17 protein-coding genes are annotated in these 20,405 nt (G+C 73.0%); 8 read left to right on the top strand and 9 right to left on the bottom strand.

The window, feature by feature from the left end; all coding sequences use genetic code 11:
- Positions 1–23 precede the first annotated feature (23 nt).
- Both hydA and ACPPVS_RS06400 read right to left on the bottom strand, forming a co-directional pair.
- Positions 24–1,442, bottom strand: a complete 1,419-nt coding sequence (gene hydA / locus ACPPVS_RS06405) for a dihydropyrimidinase (protein WP_426595194.1) — start codon at positions 1,440–1,442, stop codon at positions 24–26.
- 30 nt (positions 1,443–1,472) lie between these two features.
- Entirely contained in the window at positions 1,473–2,321 is an 849-nt protein-coding gene (locus tag ACPPVS_RS06400; protein WP_426595193.1) for a nitrilase-related carbon-nitrogen hydrolase, read from the bottom strand.
- Positions 2,322–2,565: 244 nt separating this feature from the next.
- Between ACPPVS_RS06400 and ACPPVS_RS06395 the strand changes: the two genes are divergently transcribed.
- Positions 2,566–3,987, top strand: coding sequence for a PLP-dependent aminotransferase family protein (locus tag ACPPVS_RS06395; RefSeq protein ID WP_426595192.1), 1,422 nt, complete (start codon positions 2,566–2,568; stop codon positions 3,985–3,987).
- 20 nt (positions 3,988–4,007) lie between these two features.
- On the opposite strand, the gene ACPPVS_RS06390 is transcribed toward ACPPVS_RS06395, so the two are convergent.
- Positions 4,008–5,609: a DUF222 domain-containing protein gene (locus tag ACPPVS_RS06390; protein ID WP_426595191.1), complete on the bottom strand. Its 1,602-nt coding sequence runs from the start codon at positions 5,607–5,609 to the stop codon at positions 4,008–4,010.
- A 222-nt stretch (positions 5,610–5,831) separates the two neighbouring features.
- Here ACPPVS_RS06390 and ACPPVS_RS06385 point away from each other — a divergent pair, with 222 nt between their 5' ends.
- From ACPPVS_RS06385 to cofD, 4 genes are read left to right on the top strand one after another with little or no spacing between them, the layout of a single operon-like run.
- Positions 5,832–6,824: a putative F420-0 ABC transporter substrate-binding protein gene (locus ACPPVS_RS06385; protein ID WP_426595190.1), complete on the top strand. Its 993-nt coding sequence runs from the start codon at positions 5,832–5,834 to the stop codon at positions 6,822–6,824.
- The gene (locus tag ACPPVS_RS06380) at positions 6,821–7,852 is read left to right on the top strand and encodes a putative F420-0 ABC transporter permease subunit (RefSeq protein ID WP_426595189.1); all 1,032 of its coding nucleotides are present in this window, start codon (positions 6,821–6,823) and stop codon (positions 7,850–7,852) included. The genes ACPPVS_RS06385 and ACPPVS_RS06380 overlap by 4 nt, the downstream gene beginning before the upstream one ends.
- Complete coding sequence (locus ACPPVS_RS06375; protein WP_426595188.1) at positions 7,843–8,610, top strand: ATP-binding cassette domain-containing protein; 768 nt, start codon at positions 7,843–7,845, stop codon at positions 8,608–8,610. Before ACPPVS_RS06380 ends, ACPPVS_RS06375 begins: the two co-directional genes overlap by 10 nt.
- The gene (gene cofD, locus ACPPVS_RS06370; RefSeq protein WP_426595187.1) at positions 8,607–9,566 is read left to right on the top strand and encodes a 2-phospho-L-lactate transferase; all 960 of its coding nucleotides are present in this window, start codon (positions 8,607–8,609) and stop codon (positions 9,564–9,566) included. Before ACPPVS_RS06375 ends, cofD begins: the two co-directional genes overlap by 4 nt.
- Here the strand turns inward: cofD and cofC are convergent.
- On the bottom strand, positions 9,540–10,142 hold the full coding sequence (gene cofC, locus ACPPVS_RS06365) for a 2-phospho-L-lactate guanylyltransferase (RefSeq protein ID WP_426595186.1): 603 nt from the start codon (positions 10,140–10,142) through the stop codon (positions 9,540–9,542). The genes cofD and cofC overlap by 27 nt on opposite strands.
- A gap of 45 nt (positions 10,143–10,187) precedes the next feature.
- Here cofC and ACPPVS_RS06360 point away from each other — a divergent pair, with 45 nt between their 5' ends.
- The gene (locus ACPPVS_RS06360) at positions 10,188–10,766 is read left to right on the top strand and encodes an HhH-GPD-type base excision DNA repair protein (protein WP_426595185.1); all 579 of its coding nucleotides are present in this window, start codon (positions 10,188–10,190) and stop codon (positions 10,764–10,766) included.
- Here the strand turns inward: ACPPVS_RS06360 and ACPPVS_RS06355 are convergent.
- The 3 genes from ACPPVS_RS06355 to ACPPVS_RS06345 all read right to left on the bottom strand — a co-directional run bounded on the left by ACPPVS_RS06355 (position 10,750) and on the right by ACPPVS_RS06345 (position 13,318).
- Positions 10,750–11,517, bottom strand: coding sequence for a coenzyme F420-0:L-glutamate ligase (locus tag ACPPVS_RS06355; RefSeq protein WP_426595184.1), 768 nt, complete (start codon positions 11,515–11,517; stop codon positions 10,750–10,752). The genes ACPPVS_RS06360 and ACPPVS_RS06355 overlap by 17 nt on opposite strands.
- Complete coding sequence (locus tag ACPPVS_RS06350; protein WP_426595183.1) at positions 11,514–12,530, bottom strand: TIGR03557 family F420-dependent LLM class oxidoreductase; 1,017 nt, start codon at positions 12,528–12,530, stop codon at positions 11,514–11,516. Before ACPPVS_RS06350 ends, ACPPVS_RS06355 begins: the two co-directional genes overlap by 4 nt.
- An 80-nt stretch (positions 12,531–12,610) precedes the next feature.
- Complete coding sequence (locus tag ACPPVS_RS06345; protein ID WP_426595182.1) at positions 12,611–13,318, bottom strand: helix-turn-helix transcriptional regulator; 708 nt, start codon at positions 13,316–13,318, stop codon at positions 12,611–12,613.
- A gap of 32 nt (positions 13,319–13,350) precedes the next feature.
- Between ACPPVS_RS06345 and folE the strand changes: the two genes are divergently transcribed.
- Together folE and ACPPVS_RS06335 are read left to right on the top strand one after the other, a co-directional pair.
- The gene (folE, locus tag ACPPVS_RS06340) at positions 13,351–13,926 is read left to right on the top strand and encodes a GTP cyclohydrolase I FolE (protein ID WP_426595181.1); all 576 of its coding nucleotides are present in this window, start codon (positions 13,351–13,353) and stop codon (positions 13,924–13,926) included.
- Positions 13,927–13,978: 52 nt separating this feature from the next.
- The gene (locus ACPPVS_RS06335) at positions 13,979–15,184 is read left to right on the top strand and encodes an NAD(P)/FAD-dependent oxidoreductase (RefSeq protein ID WP_426595180.1); all 1,206 of its coding nucleotides are present in this window, start codon (positions 13,979–13,981) and stop codon (positions 15,182–15,184) included.
- Here the strand turns inward: ACPPVS_RS06335 and ACPPVS_RS06330 are convergent.
- Entirely contained in the window at positions 15,181–16,482 is a 1,302-nt protein-coding gene (locus tag ACPPVS_RS06330; RefSeq protein ID WP_426595179.1) for a M1 family metallopeptidase, read from the bottom strand. The two genes, ACPPVS_RS06335 and ACPPVS_RS06330, sit on opposite strands and share 4 nt — an antisense overlap.
- Positions 16,479–20,327, bottom strand: a complete 3,849-nt coding sequence (locus ACPPVS_RS06325; protein ID WP_426595178.1) for a Pls/PosA family non-ribosomal peptide synthetase — start codon at positions 20,325–20,327, stop codon at positions 16,479–16,481. The genes ACPPVS_RS06330 and ACPPVS_RS06325 overlap by 4 nt, the downstream gene beginning before the upstream one ends.
- Positions 20,328–20,405 lie beyond the last annotated feature (78 nt).

Here is a 20,405-nt window from a genome sequence, read left to right as displayed (position 1 = left end):
GAGCCGGCTGGCTGGGGCGGGTACTAGAGCAGGTACTGCGTCAGGCCGCGGGGCACGTACTGGCCGTGGCCCTTGCGGCCGCGGTAGCCGGTCTCGTCGACGACCACGGACCCGCGGGACACGACGACATCGACGTGCCCGTCGATCTCGTACCCCTCCCACGCGGAGTGGTCCATGTTCATGTGGTGCGTCTTGCCGACGCCGATCGACGTGTGCCCGTTCGGGTCGTAGACCACCACGTCGGCGTCGGCCCCCGGCGCGATCACGCCCTTCTTGCCGTAGAGCCCGAACATCCGGGCCGGCGTGGTCGACGTCAGCTCGACCCAGCGCTCGAGCGTGATCTCGCCCGTCACGACCCCCTGGTACATGAGGTCCATCCGGTGCTCGATCGACCCGATCCCGTTCGGGATGGCCCGGAAGTCCCCGACGCCCAGGTCCTTCTGGCCCTTCATGCAGAACGGGCAGTGGTCGGTGGACACCATCTGCAGGTCGTTGGTGCGCAGCGCCTGCCACATGTGCTCCTGGTGCCCCTCGGCCCGCGAGCGCAGCGGGGTCGAGCAGACCCACTTGGCGCCCTCGAACCCGGGTGCCCCCAGCTGTTCCTCCAGGCTCAGGTACAGGTACTGCGGACACGTCTCGCCGAACACGTTCTTGCCGTTGTCGCGCGCCCACGCCAGCTGCGCGACCGCCTGCTTGGCGCTCACGTGGACCACGTACAGCGGGGCGTTGGTGACGTCGGCCAGCATGATCGCGCGGTGCGTCGCCTCCTCCTCGAGCTGCCACGCGCGCGCGATGCCGTGGTAGTACGGGTCGGTCTTGCCGGCCTCGACCAGCTGCGCGGCGAGGACGTCGATCGCCGGGCCGTTCTCCGCGTGCATCATGGTGAGCAACCCGAGCTCGGACGCCTTCTGCATCGCCCGCAGGATCTGGGCGTCGTCGGAGTAGAAGACCCCGGGGTACGCCATGAACAGCTTGTAGCTGGTGATCCCCTCGGCGACCAGGCCTTCCATCGCCTTGAGCGCGTCGTCGTCGACACCGCCGACGATCTGGTGGAACGCGTAGTCGATCGCGCAGTTGCCCGCCGCCTTCTCGTGCCAGGTGGCCAGCCCGTCCATCACCCGTTCGCCCGTGCGCTGGACCGCGAAGTCGATGATCGTCGTCGTGCCGCCCCAGGCCGCCGCGCGGGTGCCCGTCTCGAAGGTGTCGCTCGCGTTGGTGCCGCCGAACGGCAGCTCCATGTGGGTGTGCGCGTCGATGCCGCCCGGGATCACGTACTTGCCCGTCACGTCGATCACCTGGTCCACGTTGGCCGCGAGGTCGAAGCCGAGCAGCGTCGAGCCGGGACTCAGCACCGCTGCGACCGTCTCGCCGTCGATGAGCACGTCCGCGGGCGTGCGCCCCGTCGCGCTGACCAGCGTCCCGCCTGTGATGAGCGTCTTCATCCCTGCATCTCCTTCTTCACGGCGCCTTCCTCACGGTGCCACGATCGGGCCGTAGGCCTCCGGGCGGCGGTCGCGGAAGAACTGCCACCTCTCGCGCACGATCCGTACCTGGTCCAGGTCGAGGTCCCGGATCAGGAGCTGGTTCTCGCTCGACGACCCCACCTCGCCCACGTAGTTCCCGTCGGGCCCGACGGCGTACGACGAGCCGTAGAAGTTCACGGCCTCGTCGCCGTACTCGTTGTCCTCGAGCCCCACCCGGTTGTTGGCGACGACGAAGTAGCCGTTGGCCACCGCGGCGGCGGGCTGCTCGATCTCCCAGAGCTTGTTGGAGATGCCGGGCGCCGTCGCGTTCGGGTTGAACACGATCTCGGCGCCGTTCAGCGCGAGCACCCGCCAGCCCTCGGGGAAGTGGCGGTCGTAGCAGATGTTCACGCCGATGCGGCCGACCGCCGTCTCGAACACCGGGTACCCGAGGTTGCCCGGCCGGAAGTAGAACTTCTCCCAGAACTTGGGCAGGTTCGGGATGTGGTGCTTGCGGTACTTGCCCAGGTAGGTGCCGTCGGCGTCGATCACCGCGGCCGTGTTGTAGAGGACGCCGGGCTGGTCCTCCTCGTAGACCGGCAGGACGATGACGATGCCCAGCTCCCTGGCCAGCGCGGAGAAGCGCTCCGTGGTGGGACCAGGCACCGACTCCGCGTACCCGTAGTAGGAGGTGTCCTGCGTGATCCCGAAGTACGGGCCGTAGAACAGCTCCTGGTAGGCGATCACCTGGGCGCCCTGCGAGGCGGCCTCCCGCGTCCAGGCCTCGTGCAGGGCGATCATCGACTCCTTGTCGCCCGTCCAGGTGGCCTGCGTGAATGCGACGCGCACGACTGTCATGGAGTGCCTCCGGCCTTTCGTCCGCTCATCCGTCCGCCGACGCCGACCCCGGCCGACGACGCCGGGGCGCCCTCGCCTGGAATGTGACTGTCGGGGTTGAACATTTCTGTGGCGTTACCGCGAGTTTCTTCCCCGCGAACGCTCGTGTCGAGCGTGTAAACATCTTGGCGGTCGGGCGAATCGGGCGCCCGTCGGCGGCCCCGACGGGCTCCGGACCTGCGCGTGGACGTGCATCCTGGCCCGCATGGACCTCGCAGCCCACGTGGACGACCGGAGCCCTCGGGGCATCGCGGCGACCGTGGCGCGGCTCGTCCGGGGCGGTGACCTGCGCCCCGGCGACCGGCTCCCCACCGTCCGCGTCCTGTCCGCCGAGCTCGGCGTCAGCCCCGCCACCGTCAGCGGTGCGTGGCAGGCGCTGGCCGCGGTCGGCATCGTCACCTCGCGCGGCCGAGCGGGCACCGTCGTCCTGCCGCCGCCCGCCAGCTGGCTCCCTCCGCGCTACCGCGACCTGGCCGGTGGCGCACCGGCGCGGCTCGACCTGTCCAGCGGCACGCCTGACCCCGATCTCCTGCCGCTCATCGGACCGGCGCTGACCCGCGTGGCCCTGCAGATGCCGTCCGCAGATACCGGCGCCTACCTGGGCGCGCCGGTCGTGCCCGCGCTCGAGGTGCTGCTGCGCGAGTCCTGGCCGTTCGCGCCGCAACGGATCACGGTCGTCGACGGCGCCCTCGACGCCATCAGCCGGACGCTCGAACGGGTCGTGGGCTACGGCGCGCGCGTCGCGGTGGAGAACCCGGGCTTCCCGCCCCTGTTCGACCTGCTCGACCAGCTCGGTCTGGAACGTGTCCCAGTCACGCTCGACCGCCAGGGCATGCGTCCCGGCGAGCTCGAGCAGGCCCTCTCGGGCGGAGCCCGCGTGGTCGTCCTGCAGCCCCGGGCCCAGAACCCGACCGCCGTCAGCATGACCGCGACGCGGGCCCGCGAGCTCGCGGGCGTGCTGCGTCGGCACGACGCCCTCGTCGTCGAGGACGACCACTCCGGTGAGATCGCCTCGGCACGCGACGTCAGCCTGGGCGTCCACCTGCCCGACCGCGTGGTCCACGTCCGGTCGTACAGCAAGTCGCACGGCCCCGACCTGCGCATCGCCGCCGTCGGCGGACCGGCGACCGTCCTCGACGCCCTGGTCGCCCGCCGGATGCTCGGCCCCGGGTGGACCAGCCGCCTCCTGCAGCACGTCCTGGTCGACCTCCTCACCGACAGCGCCTCGGTCGAGGCCGTCGCCCACGCCCGCCGCGTCTACTTCGCCCGCCGCCGCGCCCTGCGTGAGTCGCTCGCCGCCAACGGCGTCGTGGTCGACCCCGGCGACGGCATCAACCTCTGGCTCCCGGTCCACGACGAACGCACCGCCCTCGTCCGCCTCGAGGCCGCCGGCATCCGGGTCGCCCCAGGCGCACCCTTCCGCGCTGACGCCCCGGCAGGCATCACCGCCGTCCGCCCGGAACCGACGACCCTGCCCACCGACGTGCCCACGGCCCGCACGGCCAGTGCTCGCACAGGTCACCCGTGCGACGCCGCCATCGGAAGCCACGTCCGCGTCACGGTCGGTCTCCTCGACCGCGAGATCGACGACGTCGCGCACGCCTTGACTCTGGCCGCCACGCCCTGACGCGAACCCGCGACCTCAGGTCAGACGGACAGCAGGGACGGATGAGGGTCGGCTCCGACCGGCTCGACGGGTGGCGACGAAGGATCGACGTCCATCGGGGCCGGCTCGCCCGCGGGGACGCCGGCGCTCCGACCCGAGACGACCGTGCCGTCCGGCAGACGGAAGACGTAGCTCGGCGGCGGACCCAATCCGCCACCGCGGCCGCGAGGACGGACGGCCGTGTCCCGCGGCGGGGCGACCCGCTCGATCGACAGGTCGAACCGGTGGACCTCCTGGTGGTGGAACACGCAGAGCAACGCCGCGTTCTCCACGCTCGTCACGCCACGGTCCCGATCCCACCATCGCACGTGGTGCACCTCGCCCCATCGCGCCGGCTTGTGGCAGCCCGGGTAGACGCAGCCCCGATCCCGGGCGATGACCGCCCGACGCTGGACGCCCGTGTACAGCCGATGTGTCCGCCCGAGGTCGATCGGCTCGCCGTCGGCGTTCATCACCACGCGCGTGATCTCGCAGTCGCACAGAGCCCGCAGGGTCTCGGACATCGGGACGGGTGTGCCGTCCTCCAACGTCGCGGGCGGGAAGGGAATCACATCGACGCCCGAATCCGTATCAGCACCCGCATCAGTACCCGCACCCGCACTCACGCTCGGACCTGGACCCGCAGTCGAACCGGCCCTCGCCCCAGCCTTCGAACCGCCCCTGAGGGACCGATACGCCGTCCACGACTCCTCGCTCAGGACCAGCGAGACGTGCGGGCGGACTGCGGCCCCCGAACCGGTCTCGGGCAACGACAGCACCCTGGCCGCAAGGGCGCCGAGCGCGTCGGCCCGCGCCTGCTCGGACGAGCGATCGTCACCAGGCACCTCGCTCATGGCCTCCAGGGCGAGCCGGAGCACGTGGCCGGCCGTCCGGTCGAGGCGTCCGCGCACGTGCGTGCCGTTGGGCTGATCCGACAGGTGCAGGAACCGCTCGGCGCGCTGCGCCTGGTGGTCCCGCTCGTGCGCGACGGGGTCGAGCGACGCCACCCACCGGGTCAGGTTGCGCGTGAACGTCGGCGCGTCCTGCTCGGACGCCATCGTGACGAGCGTCTCCTGCCCGTGCGGCGAGGCCAGCACGGCGGCGACGTGCTCGGACGCCCGGGAGAGCACGCCGGCGACGCCGTCGAGATGGCCGACCGGAACCGTGCCGGCGCCGACCGCCGACGCCATCGACGGCAGGGCCGCGAGCGTCTCGGCCTGCCGGACCTCCCGCCCGGCCGCCGCCTGACCCGACCGCGAGACCGCTGAGCGAGCCGCCTCGAGCGAGCCGACACCCGGACGCCGCCACTCCCCGGAGTCGCGCTCGGCGATGAGCAGCTGACCGCGCACCGTCGCGATGACGCCCGCGAGCACGTCCAGCCGACCGAGCACACGGGCCCGCTCGCCACCCAGCCGAGCGGACCCCGGAGCGACCGCCGCAGCGAGCTGGCGCGCCGCGGCCACGACCTCGTCGGCAAGCTGCACGACGGCGGGCACGGGGCGAGCGAGGACGACCGCGCGGGCGGCACCGCAGTCCGCCAGGGCATGGCCGTCGCCCGGAGCACGCTGAGGGCCCGACTCACCACTCGCACCGTCTTCGAACATACGTTCGACTGTACGCATCGCGGAACCGCAGGTCAACGGCTCGGGGTTCGCTGTGGACGAAACGCCAGCACTTGCACGCGGGCACCCGGACCGGCCTACTCTGTGCGCGGAACCCGGTCGGATCTGGCTCGGGTCGCGCCGCCTGGCATGGGCGGCCGTCCGGAGGCGCGACGTGCGCCCCACCTGCAGACACCCGCGTCCCAGACCACCCTCCGGAGTCCCATGCCCGCCATCCGGCGAGTCCTCGTCCTCGCAGCAGCCGCGACCCTCGCCCTGGCGGGGTGCTCGACCCAGAGCACGCCGCAGGCGTCGGCTCCCACGACGACGGCCAGCGCGGCCTACACCCCCGTGAGCCTGGACAACTGCGGCACCAAGGTCACGTTCGACGCTGCCCCAACGAAGGTGGTCACCGTCAAGTCGACGAGCACGGAGATGCTCCTGGCGCTCGGGCTGCAGGACACGATGGTCGGCACCGCGTTCTCCGACGGGCCCGTGCCCGCCGCCTACACGGCGGCCTACGACAAGATCCCCGTGATCTCCGACAAGGTCCCCGGACAGGAGGCGCTCCTCGCGCTCGCGCCCGACTTCGTCTACGGGGGCTGGGAGTCCAACTTCTCGGCCGACGGCGTGGGCGACCGTGCCTCGTTGCAGGGTCTGGGCATCGGCACGTACGTCTCGCCGTCGGCGTGCAAGGAGCCGGACTACCAGCCGGACCCGCTGACCTTCGCCAAGGTCGACGACGAGATCCGCGAGGTGGCCGCCATCTTCGGGGTGCCGGACAGGGCCGAGGCCCTCATCACGCGTGAGAAGGCGACGCTGGCCAGCACCCGCAAGCCCGCCGAGAAGACGACCGCCCTGTGGTACAGCTCCGGTTCGGACACCCCGTACGTGGGTGCGGGCATCGGGGCGCCGCAGATGATGATGGACGCGGCCGGCCTGACCAACATCTTCGCGGCCGTCCACGACACCTGGACGTCGGCCGGCTGGGAGAGCATCGTCGCGGCCGACCCGAGCGTCATCGTGCTCGTCGACGCCAGCTGGAACACCGCCGCGTCGAAGATCCAGATGCTCGAGAGCAACCCGGCCACCGCGCAGCTGAGCGCCGTCAAGGACCACCGCTACCTGACCATCCCGTTCGCTGCCTCCGAGGCCGGCGTCCGCAACGCCGAGGCCGTGAAGTCGCTGGACGACCAGCTGGCGGCCCTCCCCACGTGAGCGCTCCCCGGACGAGAGCTCCGCTCCCTCTCCTCGTCTCCGCCGGTGTCGTCGTCCTCGTCGCGACGATCCTTGTCGCCGTCACCATCGGTCCGGCGGACCTGCAGGTGGCGGAGGTCGCGCGCAGCATCGCCGGACATCTGGGGTTCGCGGTCGGCGACGTGCCGAAGCTGCACGACGCCATCGTCTGGGACCTGCGCCTGCCGCGCGTGCTGACTGCGGCGGCGGTCGGGGCGGGGCTCGCGCTGGCCGGCGCGGTGATGCAGAGCCTGACGCGCAACCCGCTGGCCGACCCGTACCTGCTGGGTCTGTCGTCGGGCGCCTCGCTCGGCGCGGTTGCGGTGATCGTCGTCGGGGTGAGCCTGCTGCTGCCGGTCGCGGCCTTCGCCGGTGCGATCCTCGCGCTCCTGGCGACCCTGGCTCTCGCCCGGACCGGCGGTTCGTTGACCCCCGGCCGCACGGTGCTGGCGGGGCTCGCGGTGTCCCAGTTCGCGGCTGCGGGAACGTCGTTCGTCATCTTCTGGACCGCGACCGGCGACTCCTACCGCGAGATCCTCAACTGGCTGCTGGGCTCCTTGGCCGGCTCGACGTGGGACGACGTCGCGATCGCGGGGATCGCGGTGATCGTGGTCGGCGCGGCGGTGCTGATGAGCGCCACACGGCTGGACTCGTTCGCCTTCGGCGACACGTCGGCCGCCTCGCTCGGCATCGACGTGAACCGCACGCGGTGGACCCTGATGGTCGTGGTCGCCCTGCTCACCGGTGCGATGGTGGCCGTCAGCGGCGCGATCGGGTTCGTCGGCCTGATCCTCCCGCACGCCGTCTCGTCGCTGACCGGGCCGGCCCACCGGCGGCTGCTGCCGGTCGCGGCGCTGGCCGGCGCGGTGTTCCTGGTCTGGGCGGACACCATCGCGCGGACCGTCTTCGACCCGCGCGAGCTGCCGGTGGGCATCGTCACCGCCCTCGTCGGCGTGCCCGTGTTCGCGTTCCTGCTGCGCCGCGGCAAGGGGTCGGCGGCATGGACCTGACCCTCACCGGCGTCGGCACGCGGCTGGGTGGACGGTGGGTGGTCGACGGCATCGACGCGACACCCCCGGCCGGCGCGCTGACCGGCCTGCTCGGACCGAACGGCGCCGGCAAGACCACCCTCCTGCGCATGATCGCCGGCCTGGTCCGGCCCGAGGCCGGCGCCGTCCTCGTCGCGGACCTGAACATCGAGCAGATCCCCCGGCGGATGCGCGCGCAGCGGATCGCGCTGCTCGAGCAGGAGTCGACGAGCTCGGTGCCGCTGACCGTCCGCGAGGTGGTCGCCCTCGGCCGCATCCCGTACCGGACTGCGTGGGGCAACGACCCGGAGCCGGCCGCGGTCGACCGCGCGCTGACGAGTGCCCGCGCCGAGCACCTGGCGGACCGGGCGTGGTGGACGCTGTCCGGCGGCGAGCGCCAACGCGTCCAGATCGCCCGCGCCCTCGCCCAGGAGCCCGACCTGCTCCTGCTCGACGAACCGACCAACCACCTCGACGTGAGCGCGCAGCTCAGCCTGCTGGCGTTCGTCCGGGACCTGGGCACCACGACGGTCGCGGCCCTGCACGACCTGAACCTCGCGGCCGCGTTCTGCGAGCACGTGCTGGTGCTCAAGGACGGCCGGCTCGCGGCGGCGGGCCACCCGCGCGAGGTCCTGACCCCCGGCCTCCTCAAGGACGTCTACGCCGTCGAGGCCGACGTGCTGCGCAACCCCCGGACCGGCCGACCGGTCATCGCCTTCCACCAACCGGAGCAGCCATGAACATCACCGTCCTGTCCGGTGGCGTCGGCGGGGCCCGCTTCACGCGTGGGCTGTTGGCCCTCGTCGGGACCGCCCACCCCATCACGGTCATCGCCAACACGGGCGACGACATGTGGTTGCATGGCGTGCGCGTGTGCCCCGACCTCGACACCCTCATGTACACGCTCGGCGGCGCCGTGCACGAGGACCAGGGCTGGGGCCGACGAGGCGAGTCGACGCGCGTGAGCGACGAGCTGGGCGGATACGACCTCGGCTGGGACTGGTTCACGCTCGGCGACCTCGACCTGGCCACCCACCTGGCCCGCACGGAGCTGCTCCGCGACGGAATGCCGCTCTCGCAGGTCACCGGGCGGCTGGCCCGACGGTGGCGACCCGGGGTCACGCTCCTGCCCATGTCCGACGACGAGGTCGAGACGCACGTGGTCCTCGACGACGGCCGTGAGATCCACTTCGAGGAGTGGTGGGTCCGGTACCGCGCCGCGCTCCCGGCCCGCCGGTTCGTCCAGACGAACCTCGCCGCCTCGACCCCAGCGCCCGGTGTCCTCGAGGCCCTGACCGGCGCCGACGTCGTCGTGATCCCGCCCAGCAACCCCGTCGTCTCGGTCGGCACGATCCTGTCGATCCCGGGCATCCGCGACGCCCTGACCAGTACGAACGCACCCGTCGTCGGCGTCAGCCCGGTGGTGGGCGGCGCACCCGTGCGCGGGATGGCCGACGCCTGCCTCACGGCGATCGGCGTCGAGACCAGCGCGCAGGCCGTTGCGGAGCACTACGGCCGACGATCGGAGGGCGGGATCCTCGACGCATGGCTCGTCGACGAGGTGGACGCGGACGCGGCCGCCCGGCTGTCGGAGGCCGGGTGGGCTGCCCGGGCGGTGCCCGCCCTCATGACCGACGTCTCGACGGCCGCCCGCATCGCCGCCGACGCCCTAGCCCTCGTCGACCGGCGTCCGTGACAGCACCGCGGCCGTCCGCGGCCCCACGCCCAGGCGCGCGACGGCGGCGATGTCGGCCGGCACGTCCACGTCCCGGCGCAGCGTCGACCCCGCCGCGACGTCCAGCCGGACGTGCCCGGCCGCCTCGTGCAAGTCGGCCGATCCCGCGCCGAACCGTGGTGTGACCGCGACAAGGCCGGTCAGCAGCGTGGTGCCCGTCCCGTCGGCGTCGGCGACGAACGCGCGCGCATGCCGGCCGGCCAGGAGCAGGGCGCTCGCCAGGTCCTGCGGCCGCAGCGCCGGAAGGTCTCCGAGCAGCACGGCGACCGGTCCGACCACCTGCGCCAGACCTGCCCGGATCGCGGCGTTGAGCCCGCCACCGGGGTCGTCGACGACCACCGGCAGTGCCGCGCGGAGCTCGTCGTCGCTCGTGACGACGAGGACGCGAGCCACCCCGGGCGTCGCCGCGGCCGCCTCGACCGTGTCGAGCGCCATGGCCCGCGCGAGCGCCGCCCGGTCGGCCGGCCCGAGCACCCCGGCCAGACGCGTCTTGCCCGCCGCCGCCGGCTTCACGGGGACGACGACGACCCACTCCATGCGCCCACCTTTCGCCCGGGACGAACCCCAGGAGAGGATGCTGCCATGACGCTCTGGCTCACCGGTGACCCGCTCGCAGACCAGCTGCTGACCGACGACCCGTTCGCCCTGCTCGTCGGCATGCTGCTCGACCAGCAGGTCACCATGGAGTCCGCGTTCGCGGGCCCGGCCAAGATCGCCGACCGGATGGGTGGCCTCGACGTGCACCGGATCGCGGAGGCTGACCCCGAGGCGTTCGCCGCGATGTGCGCGACGCCGCCGTCGGTGCACCGCTACCCGGGCTCGATGGCGGGCCGCATCCAGGGCGTCGCCGCCGCCCTGGTCGAGAACTACGACGGCGACGTGACCCGGCTCTGGACCGACGGCGACCCGGACGGCCCGACGGTGCTCAAGCGGCTCAAGGCGCTGCCCGGGTTCGGCGACCAGAAGGCCCGCATCTTCCTGGCGCTCCTGGGCAAGCAGACCGGCGTGCAGCCCGCGGGCTGGGCCGAGGCGGCCGGCGCGTACGGCGAGCCCGGCTCGCGCCGCTCGATCGCGGACGTCACGGACCCGGTGTCCCTCACGGAGGTCCGCGCCACCAAGCAAGCGGCCAAGGCCGCCGCGAAGGCTACGGCTGGTCCCTGAGCGCGTCCTTCCAGCCCTGCGAGTACGCCTCGGCGCTGCCTAGCGCGAACATGTCCTCGTCGCCCAGGCGCACGAGGGCCCGCGCCCCCGGGCCGTCGTCCTCGGTGACCAGGTGGCCCAGCCCGCGCACGATCGCGAGGGGGCGCCCCTCGGCCTTGCCCTTGACCAGCTCGCCCGCCGACGCGATCTCGTCGGCCACCGCGGCCTGCGTCATGACCAGCGGCCGCCCGAACGTGTCCACCTGTCCGCGCAGGTCGTCGAGGACGACGAGCCCGGCGGCGCCGATCGCGATGTCGGTGACGCCCTGCCGCCACGGGCGCCCCGCGGTGTCCGTGATGACGACTCCCAGGCGCACCCCGAAGGCCGCGGAGAGCCCGGCCCGCAGCAGTCGCGCGGACGCGTCCGGGTCCAGGGGCAGCAGGAGCACGGTCCCCTCGGGCGTGTTGCTCGCGTCGACCCCGGCGGCGGCCATCACGAGCCCCAGCCGGTTCTCGACGATCCGGGTCACCCCGGTCGAGTGCTCGCGGGTCGCGACGACGCGCACGGTCTCGTCGGTGATGGCCTGCTCGCGGTCGTGGGCCGAGACGACGCGGCCCTCCGCCTTGGAGACCACCTTCGAGGTCAGCACGAGGACGTCGCCGTCCTCCGGCGGCTCGTCGGCGAGCAGCGCGGCCAGCAGGGCGACGAGGTCGTCGCCGGGAGTGATCTCGGGCAGCCCGTCCGGCGCCCAGACCTGCAGGCGGGCCGTCACCGGACCAGCTTGGGCAGCACGTCCGCCCCGAACGTCTCGATCCACTCGCGCTGGTTGCGCCCGACGTTGTGCAGGTAGATCCGGTCGAAGCCGAGGTCGACGTACTTCTGGATCTCGGCGCGATGTACATCGGGATCGGCGGAGATGACCATGCGGCCCTCGAAGTCCTCGGGGCGCACCAGCTTGGCCATCTGCTCGAAGTCGAAGGGCGACCGGATGTCGGCCTTGGGGAACTTCATCCCGCCGTTGGGCCACTCGTGCATGGCGTGCGCCAGCGCGAGCTCGTCGGTCTCGGCCCAGGACAGGTGCAGCTGCAGGACCTTGGGCAGCGTCGCCGGGTCCTTGCCCGCCTCGCGCGCGCCCTCGTCGAACTTGCCGAACAGCCCGCTGATCTTCTCCAGCGGGGCGCCCACGGTGATCAGCCCGTCGGCCAGCCGGCCGGCGCGCTTGGCCGTGACCGGGCCTGCGGTGGCGACGAGGATCTCGGGCGCGACCTCGGGCATCGTCCACAGGCGCGTCGACTCGAGCTTGTAGAACGGGCCGGCGTGCTTGACGTCCTTGCCCGCGATCGAGGCGGAGAACAGCTTCTTGATGATCTCGATGGCCTCGAACATGCGGTTGATCCGCTCGGGCGCCTCGGGCCAGTAGCCGGCGACGACGTGCTCGTTCAACGCCTCGCCCGAACCCAGGCCGAGCCAGTGCCGCCCGGGGTACATCGCGGCGAGCGTCGCGGACGCCTGCGCCACCATCGCCGGGTGCCAGCGGAACGTCGGGGCCGTGACGCCCGGCCCGATGTCGCCGGTCGTCCGCTCCCCCAGCGCCGTCAGCACGTTCCAGACGAACGACGCCTGACCCTGCGCCGGGACCCACGGCTGGTAGTGGTCCGCGGCCATCACGCCGGAGAACCCGTGGGCCTCGGCGTGCACCGACAGCGCGACCGCCTCGGTGGGGTGGAACTGCTCGAGCATGGCTGCGTAGCCGACCGTGAGGCCGGACGCGGTGACTGTTGACATGCACACTCCCGATCGCGGGGTCTCGCGGTGGTCCGCGAGGAGTCCCCGACCACCCTAACCACGCTCCGCGCCCGGATGCTCTACGGGGCCGACTCCACGACGACGCAGCACCGGTCGGGCCGGGGGTCGAGGCGCGCGACGACCCGGTCATCACCTACCTCGTCGGCCACCGCGGCCACCAGGCAGAGGTTGGCGTGGCAGATGAGCTCGGTCTGGGCCTGTGCCAGTGCGTGGAACGGGCAGTTGCGCAGCTGGACCTCGTCCCGGTCGCGCAGGGGCTCGTAGCCCTGCCCTGCCAGCACCTGAGCGGTGGCGTCCAGCGGATCGTCGGCCGTGGGCACCGCCTGTCGAGCAGCCATTGCTCCATGCGCCGCGAACGCGCTGTTGACCGCGTCGAGGACGGGCATCCCGGTGCGAGCGGACTCGGCGACCGCGTCGGCGAGGAGCCGCCCCGCCAGCTCGTACTCGCGATCGGGGAGCGTGACCGCGAACTCACGCGGCGCGCGTCGGTAGACGGTGGCCGGACGCCCGGCCCCGGGCCCGGTGCGTCCCGTGAGGCGAGCGTGACCCGTGGCCAGCAGACCGTCCGCCACGAGCCGTTCGAGATGGAACCGCGCCTGGTGCCGGGGCACGCCGACACCGGCGGCGGCATGGTCGCGGCTGACGGGCCCTGGCTGGTCGACGACGAAGCGGTAGAGCGCGAGGCGCACCGGGTCGGTGAGCGCGGCGATGCCCACGGCGTCTGCGACGAACGACGGATCCACGCCCTTGACACTACCGACGGCCATTTCTAAAGTACAGAACTATGTTCGATAGAAACTTGGCGACATTCCCCCGAGCCGTCGACGGCCTCGGCATCGATGCCGCCGAGGATGCGGCGCGCACGTTCCTCGAGGCGCTCGGGGTCGACTGCGACAGCCCGGGCACGCAGAGCAGCCCGCGCCGGATGGCCGAGGCCTACGCCGAGATGCTCACGCCGCGCCCCTTCGAGATGACGACGTTCGCCAACGACGAGGAGTACGACGAGCTCGTGGTGGTCCGCTCGATCCCGGTCCACTCGATCTGCGAGCACCACCTGCTTCCGTTCTTCGGCGTCGCTCATGTCGGCTACCTGCCGGGCCATCGGATCCTCGGACTCTCGAAGTTCGCGCGCGTCGTCGAGATGTTCGCTCGTCGCCCGCAGGTCCAGGAGCGACTCACTCGTCAGGTGGCGGACTGGATCGACCTGCGACTCGCCCCGCGGGGCGTCGGAGTCGTCATCGAGGCGGAGCACCTGTGCATGACCCTGCGGGGGGTCGGCGCCGCTGGTGCGAGGACGACGACGTCGGCACTGTCCGGTGCCCTGCGGGACTCCCCCGCGACCCGGGCGGAGTTCCTCGCCGCGGTCCGCCCGTGACCGAGCGGCCCGTCTCCGAACCCGCAGCCCGCCCCTGAACCCGGAGGTCGTCATGGCAGGAACCGTCGTCGTCGGAGCCGGTCTGGCCGCGGCACACGTCGTCTCGACCCTTCGCGACGAGGGGGACGACCGACCCATCACCCTCGTCGGCGACGAGACGGACCGCCCTTACGAGCGCCCGCCGTTGTCCAAGGGGTACCTGCAGGGCACTGCGGAGCGTGGCTCGGTCTTCGTGCACGACGCCGACTGGTACACCGAGCACGACGTCACCACGCGGTTCGGCACGACGGCCAATCGGATCGACCGCGCGGCCCGCACCGTGGCCCTGTCCGACGGGACAGAGCTCGGGTACGACCACCTCGTCCTCGCGACGGGTTCCAGCCCGCGCCTCCTCGACGTCCCGGGCGCATGGCTCGGCGGCGTGCACACGGTACGACGCCTGACGGACAGCGACGCGCTGCGCGACGAGCTGGCCCGTCGGGGGCGCCTGGTGGTGGTCGGCGGCGGCTGGATCGGCCTGGAGGTCGCCGCCGCGGCGCGACTGGTCGGCGTGGAGGTCACGGTCCTCGAGTACGCCGCCCAGCCGCTGCTGCGGGTGCTCGGGCCCGAGATCGCCTCGCACTTCGCGGAGCTGCACCGCTCGCACGGCGTCGACCTGCGGACCGGGGTCGGCGTCGACGGGTTCGAGGGCCCCGACTGTCGGGTCACGGGCGTCCGGGTGGGCGGCGACCTGGTACCCGCGGACGTCGTCCTCGTCGGGGTCGGCGCCGCGCCGAACGTCGCGCTCGCGAGCGCGGCCGGCCTCGCAGCGGACGCCCGCGGCGTCCTGGTCGACGCGCAGCTGCGCACCGCCGACCCTGCCGTGCTGGCCGCCGGCGACGTGGCGAACGCACACAACACGGTCCTCGGGCACAGCCTGCGCGTGGAGCACTGGGACAACGCGATCCGGCAGGGCGACCTCGCGGCGAGATCGATCATCGGTCGACCGGACGTGTACGACTGGCAGCCGTACTTCTACACCGACCAGTACGACCTCGGCATGGAGTACGTCGGGTACGCCGACGCCGACGACCCGGTCGTCGTCCGCGGCGACCGGGCCTCCGGTGAGTTCATGGCGTTCTGGCTGCGCGACGGGCACGTCCGCGCCGCGATGAACGTCAACGTCTGGGACGTCAACGACCGACTGCGCGCCCTCGTCGGCCGGGTGGTGGACCCGGCCCGTCTGCGCGACGAGAAGATCCCGCTCGAGGAGCTCTAGCCCCGGACGAGGGCAGGCAGCGAACGTTCGAACAGCCACGGGTGCAGCAGAGCCGCGACGGGTCGCCCGGACTCCAGCTCCGCGCAGACCGCGAACTCCTCGGTGGTGACGGTGCCGTGCCGGTACCGGGCGGTCCACGTGCGGAGCAGGCGGAAGAAGCTCTCGTCGCCGAGCGTCGTGCGCAGGGCGTGCAACGTCAGGGCGCCGCGCTTGTACAACCGGTCGTCGAACATGGCGTCCGGGCCGGGGTCGCCGATGACGAGGTCCTGCGGCAGCCCGGAGAGCCTTCCGTGCGCCGCCCGCGCCTGCTCGTCGGCCGACCGGCCGCCCGAGGCCTCCGACCACAGCCACTCGGCGTAGCAGGCGAAACCCTCGTGCAGCCAGATGTCGCGCCACAGCCCGGCGGTCAGGCTGTTGCCGAACCACTGGTGGGCGAGCTCGTGGGCCACCAGCCGTTCGGATCCCCGCCGACCGTCCATGTGGTTGGCCCCGAAGACCGACAGCCCCTGGGCCTCGAGCGGGATCTCCAGGTCGTCGTCCGTCACCACGACCGTGTAGCTGGCGAACGGGTACGGCCCGAAGTGGTTTTCGAACAGCGCGACCATCTCGCTCTGGCGCCCCAGGTCGTAGGCCGCCGCGTCGCGCAACCTCGGGGGGACGAGCGCCTCCTCGCGCGGACCGGTCGCGATCCGCAGGTACCGCCCGATCTGCAGGGTGGCCAGGTACGGCGCCATCGGGTCGGACTGCTCGTACTCCCATCGCACCCGCCCGGCACGCGGTGTCCGCGTCACCAGCCGGCCGTTGGCGACGACCTCGTAACCGGCCTCCGCCGTGATCGTGAACCGGTAGGCGGCCTTGTCGGCGGGGCTGTCGTGGCACGGGAACCAGCTGGGCGCGCCGTCGGGCTGACCCGCGACGATCACCCCGTCCGACAGCTCCTCCCAGCCCACCTCGCCCCACGGCCCGCGCTTGGGGCCCGGATGCCCGGCGTACCGGACGTCGATCACGAGCGGGGCGCCGGACGCGATCTCGTGCTTGAGCTTGAGCACCAGCAGGCCGCCGCGATGTGTCCAGCGCTCGGGCCGGTACCCGTCGACGAGGACCTGGCTGACCTGCAGCCGGTGGTGCAGCTCGAGCGACACCCGGACCGTCGACCGCACCGCCGTGGCGTAGACCTGGGCGCGCCCCTCGAGGCGGTTGGTCGACACGCGGTAGTCGAGCTCGAGCTCGTAGCGGTCGACGTCGAGGTCTCCGTCGGGACGCCCGGGCAGGTACGGGTCCGGGGCGGGTGCCGTCACGCGGGCACCGGTGCGACGGGGTTGCCGGTCCAGCGCGAGCCGGCGGGGATCGCGTCGCCGCGCAGGACGAGCGAGGCGGGCCCGACGCTGGCGCCGTCGTCGAGCGACGCGGCCGGCAGCACGACCCCATGGGGTCCGAGGCTCGCGCCGTGTCCCAGCACCACCGTGTCCATGCTCATCACCCGATCATGGAACAGGTGGGTCTGCAGCACACAACCGCGGTTGACCGTGGCCGCGTCGCCGAGCCGGACCAGGTCGGCCTCGGGCAGCCAGTACGTCTCGCACCAGACGCCGCGGCCGATCCGCGCGCCGAGCGTGCGCATCCACACGTTGAGCGCCGGGGACCCGATCGTCGCCGGCCCCATCCAGGGCACCGCGACGGACTCCAGGAACGTGTCCGCCAGCTCGTTCCGCCAGATGAACGAGCTCCACAGCGGGTGGTCTCCCGGCCGCAGCTTCCCGACGAGCAGCCACTTTGCCGCCGTCGCCAGCGCACACGCCACGGCCGCGGCGCCCAGGACGACGAGCCACGAGATCGCGGCCGCCGCGGCCAGCCCCCACGAGTCGAGCGCCGCCTGCAGGACCAGGAGCACCAGGACGCCGAGCCCGAACGTGCAGATCACGGGGATGATCCGGCAGAGCTCGACGAGTGCGCGCGCCACCCGCAGGCGGGTGGGCGGTTCGAAGGTGCGCGAGTCGTCGCCCTCGCCGGCCACGCGCCGGAGCTTGACGGGCGGCGAGCCGAGCCAGGACGTGCCGGCGCGAGCGCCCTCGGGCGTGGCGGACAGGACCGCGACCAACCCGCGCTTGGGCACCGCACGACCGGGCGCGATCATCCCCGAGTTGCCCAGGAACGCACGCTTGCCCACCTTGCTGCGCTCCACCCGCAGCCAGCCCCGACCCAGCTCGTAGGAGCCGATCAGGGTGTCGTCGGCCAGGAACGCGCCGTCGCCGACGCTGGTCAGGGAGGGGATCATCAGGGCGGTCGACGCCTCGACGTCGTGACCGATGTCCGCGCCGAGCGCGCGCAGCCACAGCGGCGTCGCGGTGCTCGAGTACAGCGGGAACAGCGTGGTGCGGGCGTCGTCCATCAACCGCTGGGTGGCCCAGACCTGCCAGCCGTGCCTGCTGCGCACCGCGTGGTAGCCCTCGCGCAGCCCGATGCCGAGCAGGCGGACGGAGACCAGCGTGACCAGCAGCAGGACCAGGACCATCGTCACCGCGCCCAGCGGGACCGCCCGCAGGGCGTCGGCGGTCGCGTCCCGCCAGGTGTCCGAGCCCCGCACGACGTAGCCGACGACGAGCAGGCCGCACAGGGCGGCGACGACCGGCAGGGCCGCCAGCAGGGCGGCGGTGAGCCCGTACACGGCCACCCAGGTGTGCCCGCGCGGGGCACGCTCGGCGGGCCACTGACCCGGCGCCGGACCGTCGAACACGGCCGGCGACCCCGTCCACAGCTCGCCCGGCGGCACGGACTGCAGGACCGCCGAGCCGGGTGCGATCTCGGCGCCCTGCCCGATGCGGGTGCCCGGTCCCAGGGTCGAGCGGGTGCCCACGGTCGCGCGCTTGTCGATCCGGATGCGCCCGACCTTGAGGATGTCGCCGTCGAGCCAGTGACCGCGCAGGTCGACCTCCGGCTCGACCGAGCAGCCGTTGCCGAGCCGCAGCATCCCCGTCACCGGCGGTGGCGTGTGCAGGTCGACGTCCTTGCCCACGGTCGCCCCGAGCGCGCGGGCGTACGAGAGCGTCCAGGGCGCGCACGACAGGTTCTCCGCACCGGCGGCCGCCGCCCACGACTCGGCGAACCAGATCCGCAGGTGCACCGAGCCGCCGCGCCGGTACCAGCCCGGCTTGACCTCCGAGAGCAGGCCGCGCGCGACGATCACCGTGGTCCCCATCCGGCCCAGCGGGCTGATCAGCACCACCCAGCCGACCGCGACCCACCACCAGACGCCGGGGACGACGGGCACCCACGCGGCGCCGGTCGTCGCGCGGAGCACCGCGTCCGCCGCCAGCAGCCAGGTGAGCCACCGCAGTCCCACCAGCAGCGCGAGCGGCACGGCGAGCACGGTCTGGACGACCTGGGCGCGCAGCGGGGTCGGGCTCACCAGCCGCCGCTCGGCCACGCTGACCGGCTCGAACTCGTCGAGGGTGCGGGCGAGGTCGCCGATGCGCGGGTTCTCGTAGACGTCTGCGACCGTGACCGTGGGAAACCGCTCGCGCAGCGCCGAGACGAGCTGCGCGGCGACGAGGCTGCCGCCGCCGGAGTCGAAGAAGTCGTCCTTCGGCCCGGCCACGGCGACCCCGAGGGCGGCGGTCCAGCGCTGTGCGACCCACTGGGCAGTCTCGGAGAGGCCCGCCGCGGGCGGGGCGTCGTCGTCGGGACGCGCGAGGGGCCAGGGCAGGGCGTCGCGGTCGACCTTGCCGGACCCGCGCGTCGGGATCTGCTCCACGGGTGCGAGCAGCGGGACCAGGGCCGCCGGCAGGGTGCCGCGCAGGGCCTCGCGCGCGGCGGACAGGTCGAGCTCGACGCCGTCGTCCGGGACCAGGTAGCCGACGAGCACCGCCGTGCCGGCAGGCGTGCGGCGGACGGCGGCCGCCGCGCTCGCGACGCCCGGCAGCGCGAGCAGGGCCGCGTCGACCTCACCGAGCTCGATCCGCCGGCCCCCGACCTTCACCTGGTCGTCCGCGCGCCCCTGGAACAGAAGGCCGGCGGCCTCGTACCGGACCAGGTCGCCGCTGCGGTACGCACGCTGCCAGCCGAGCGTCTCGACGCCCGCGTACTTCTCGGCGTCCTTGGCGGGGTCCAGGTACCGGGCCAGGCCGACGCCGCCGATGATCAGCTCACCGATCTCGCCCTCGGCCACGTGCACCCCGTCCGGTCCGACGACGGCCAGGTCCCACCCGTCGAGCGCGTGCCCGATCCGGATCGGTCCCTCGCCGGTCAACAGTGCCCCGCACGCGACGACGGTCGCCTCGGTCGGGCCGTAGGTGTTCCAGACCTCGCGCCCGTCGCCGACCAGCCGAGCGGCCAGCTCGGGCGGGCACGCCTCCCCGCCGAAGATGAGCAGCCGGACGCCCGCGAGCACCTCGGGGCGCCAGAGGCCGGCCAGCGTAGGGACCGTCGAGATGACGGTGATCCGCTGAGCCACGAGCCACGGGCCCAGGTCCATCCCGGTGCGCACGAGGGCGCGCGGCGCGGGGACCAGGCAGGCGCCGTGCCCCCAGGCCAGCCACATCTCCTCGCAGCTCGCGTCGAACGCGACGGACAGGCCCGCCAGCACCCGGTCGCCCGGTCCTAGCGGTGCGCCCTGCAGGAACATCCGCGCCTCGGCGTCGACGAACGCGGCCGCCGACCGGTGCGTGACGGCGACCCCCTTCGGCGCACCCGTGGAGCCGGACGTGAAGATGATCCAGGCGTCGTCGGTGGTGCTCGGCTCCCTCGTCGGCGCGTTCTTGCGGGTGAGGACCGCCAGGTCGCCCTCGGTCAGCACCCGGGCGACGCCCGCCTCCCCGAACACCGTGCGAGCGCGCTCGTCGGGGTCGTCCACGTCCACCGGCACGTACGCCGCGCCGGCCGCCAGGACGCCGAGGATCGCGGTGTACAGCTCGACGGTGCCCGACGGGATCCGCACGCCGACCCGGTCCCCCGGCCCGATGCCGACCGCGGCCAGCCCGCCCGCGGCACCCTGGACCGCGTCCCAGAGCTCGCGGTAGGTCAGGCTCACGCTGCCGTCGTCGAGCGCCGGGCTCTCCGCGTGCGCGTAGACGGTCGCCCGCAGGACGTCGAGCAGGGTGCGAGGGTCGGCGGCGAACCCGGACCGGAGGAAACCCTCGGTCGTCATCGCCACCTCATGTTCTGTCGCAGCCGTGTGTCCGTCGATCATGGCCCCATGACCCGGCGAACGGCGATCTTGCCATCC

The sequence above is a fragment of the Cellulomonas sp. McL0617 genome (assembly GCF_049994875.1).
Lineage (GTDB): Bacteria > Actinomycetota > Actinomycetes > Actinomycetales > Cellulomonadaceae > Cellulomonas.
Note: the sequence above shows the minus strand (reverse complement) of the source record. Positions and strands in the feature narration are given on the sequence as shown.

What these genes read in the sequence shown, in the direction of transcription:
- hydA (WP_426595194.1), bottom strand. Translation starts at nt 1,442, where the DNA reads ATGAAGACGCTCATCACAGGCGGGACGCTGGTCAGCGCGACGGGGCGC.
- ACPPVS_RS06400 (WP_426595193.1), bottom strand. Translation starts at nt 2,321, where the DNA reads ATGACAGTCGTGCGCGTCGCATTCACGCAGGCCACCTGGACGGGCGAC.
- ACPPVS_RS06395 (WP_426595192.1), top strand. Translation starts at nt 2,566, where the DNA reads ATGGACCTCGCAGCCCACGTGGACGACCGGAGCCCTCGGGGCATCGCG.
- ACPPVS_RS06390 (WP_426595191.1), bottom strand. Translation starts at nt 5,609, where the DNA reads ATGTTCGAAGACGGTGCGAGTGGTGAGTCGGGCCCTCAGCGTGCTCCG.
- ACPPVS_RS06385 (WP_426595190.1), top strand. Translation starts at nt 5,832, where the DNA reads ATGCCCGCCATCCGGCGAGTCCTCGTCCTCGCAGCAGCCGCGACCCTC.
- ACPPVS_RS06375 (WP_426595188.1), top strand. Translation starts at nt 7,843, where the DNA reads ATGGACCTGACCCTCACCGGCGTCGGCACGCGGCTGGGTGGACGGTGG.
- cofD (WP_426595187.1), top strand. Translation starts at nt 8,607, where the DNA reads ATGAACATCACCGTCCTGTCCGGTGGCGTCGGCGGGGCCCGCTTCACG.
- cofC (WP_426595186.1), bottom strand. Translation starts at nt 10,142, where the DNA reads ATGGAGTGGGTCGTCGTCGTCCCCGTGAAGCCGGCGGCGGCGGGCAAG.
- ACPPVS_RS06360 (WP_426595185.1), top strand. Translation starts at nt 10,188, where the DNA reads ATGACGCTCTGGCTCACCGGTGACCCGCTCGCAGACCAGCTGCTGACC.
- ACPPVS_RS06350 (WP_426595183.1), bottom strand. Translation starts at nt 12,530, where the DNA reads ATGTCAACAGTCACCGCGTCCGGCCTCACGGTCGGCTACGCAGCCATG.
- ACPPVS_RS06345 (WP_426595182.1), bottom strand. Translation starts at nt 13,318, where the DNA reads ATGGCCGTCGGTAGTGTCAAGGGCGTGGATCCGTCGTTCGTCGCAGAC.
- ACPPVS_RS06335 (WP_426595180.1), top strand. Translation starts at nt 13,979, where the DNA reads ATGGCAGGAACCGTCGTCGTCGGAGCCGGTCTGGCCGCGGCACACGTC.
- ACPPVS_RS06325 (WP_426595178.1), bottom strand. Translation starts at nt 20,327, where the DNA reads ATGACGACCGAGGGTTTCCTCCGGTCCGGGTTCGCCGCCGACCCTCGC.